The organism is Enterobacter sp. EC_64, assembly GCF_019584165.1.
Taxonomy (GTDB): Bacteria; Pseudomonadota; Gammaproteobacteria; order Enterobacterales; family Enterobacteriaceae; genus Enterobacter; species Enterobacter roggenkampii.
In genome coordinates this window covers 1-253 of the sequence record NZ_VDAS01000089.1, presented here as the reverse complement: position 1 = coordinate 253, position 253 = coordinate 1, and the positions used below count along the sequence as shown (strand labels likewise).

1 rRNA gene is annotated in these 253 nt (G+C 55.7%); it reads right to left on the bottom strand.

From position 1 onward, the window contains the following. Positions 1-253 (bottom strand): 16S ribosomal RNA (locus FHC52_RS22595); the annotation flags it as partial.

Sequence of the window (253 nt, the reverse complement as noted above, 5' to 3'; positions counted from 1 at the left end):
CAGACCGCCTGCGTGCGCTTTACGCCCAGTAATTCCGATTAACGCTTGCACCCTCCGTATTACCGCGGCTGCTGGCACGGAGTTAGCCGGTGCTTCTTCTGCGGGTAACGTCAATTGCTGAGGTTATTAACCTCAACACCTTCCTCCCCGCTGAAAGTACTTTACAACCCGAAGGCCTTCTTCATACACGCGGCATGGCTGCATCAGGCTTGCGCCCATTGTGCAATATTCCCCACTGCTGCCTCCCGTAGGA